This is a genomic window from Capnocytophaga catalasegens (assembly GCF_026005215.1).
In the GTDB taxonomy this organism is placed as follows: Bacteria; Bacteroidota; Bacteroidia; order Flavobacteriales; family Flavobacteriaceae; genus Capnocytophaga; species Capnocytophaga catalasegens.
Window position 1 is genome coordinate 1 of the sequence record NZ_BPMA01000064.1, and the last position, 1,403, is coordinate 1,403.

Annotated in this window: 2 protein-coding genes; both read left to right on the forward strand. The window is 27.8% G+C overall.

Annotated elements, in window-relative coordinates; genetic code table 11:
• Window positions 1-768 (forward strand): hypothetical protein (locus OO775_RS12575; protein ID WP_264847556.1); only part of this gene is annotated, 768 nt, incomplete at its 5' end.
• Window positions 769-1,198: 430 nt separating this feature from the next.
• On the forward strand, window positions 1,199-1,403 hold a 205-nt coding region (locus OO775_RS12580), incomplete at its 3' end, for a hypothetical protein (RefSeq protein ID WP_264847557.1).

A 1,403-nucleotide genomic window follows, 5' to 3' on the forward strand; every position in this document is an offset into this window, starting at 1 on the left:
AGGTTTAAATGGATAGATAGAAATAACTTGAAAAACCAACTTTCATCAAGAAAAACCAATCCATATATAGATCAAGGAGACTCTTCTTTGTGTGGTATAGCCGTTATAGCTTATTTACTATGCAAAAATGATTATAACACGTATGAACAATATATTTCTGATATGCATCAGTATGGAGAGGCTACTATAAAAAAAACAGATTATTCTATTAAAATTGATAGTGATGAACACCTACTCAATTATAAAACTACAGACAAAGAATATCCAAAACAATCTTTCTATAATTTGCCTATTTGGGAAGTAGATTTTGTATTTTTAACAACAATTAGAGATCATTTGAATGATTTTTGGGATTATGACCCAGATGCACTTAATGTGGGAGGAATAGAAGAAGGGCTAGCAGGATTATCCTTGCCTAAAGATGTAGCAAAGATGATGGAAAAAATACTTGGATATTCAAAAATTATAAATGACACTAATTTATTTACTAGTAAATGGAATGGAGCAAAAGATTCTTTTACGGAACTAAGTAGTAAGCTTACAAATGGTTATAAAATTGCTCTTCTAATGAAGAGTGATAATTTTAAGTATAATACAAAGACAAAATCTTTAATACCTTCACATTGGGTAGGGTTAAAAAAAATTAGTATAGATGAGAGTAAAAAAACAATAACTCTTGATGTATTTACTTGGGCAAAAATAGAATCTTGGACAGTTTCTTTTGATGCCTTTGAAGATGGATACTTTGGTTATGTTGCAGGAAAATGATTTTATATGAACAAATATTTATGTTTTTTAAGAAAATATACTCATAATATATATAGAGCACAGGTGTTGCTATTTTTGGTATTTATATTTTTATCTATTGTATATTACAATTATCCACAGGCACATCGCTTTTTTGATAGAATATATGCTGAAAATTCTTGTTTCTGTTTTGATTATCTATTTTCAGCTATAATGACAATATTATTTGCTTGTTTTTTTTGGATAGTATTAGTATATCCTTTCATTCTTCTATTTTCTATATTTTTTATGAAAATGGGTTGGAAAAGGCTTGTAATATTGCTAATTCTTTATCTAGTAAGTTTTTTCTGTGAATTTTCTTTATACACTATACCAAATCAACGGATATTTAAAGAAAGAAAAAAACAGGATATAAATACAAATTTTTCATCTTTGAAAAGTATAAAATTTTATGCTCACAATAACCCCTCATTTATTCCCAACCGCTACTTATGCCGTTGAAGATGTACTTATATTAAAAATAGGAGAACAGGAATACAACACTACTCTTACCTATAACATTTTTGTAAAAACAGAGAAAAAACCTACTTATGATGTGGTGATTGAGAGAAGTCAGTTTTTAGTAAATGGAGAGGAAATAGACACTAAATTCTTAT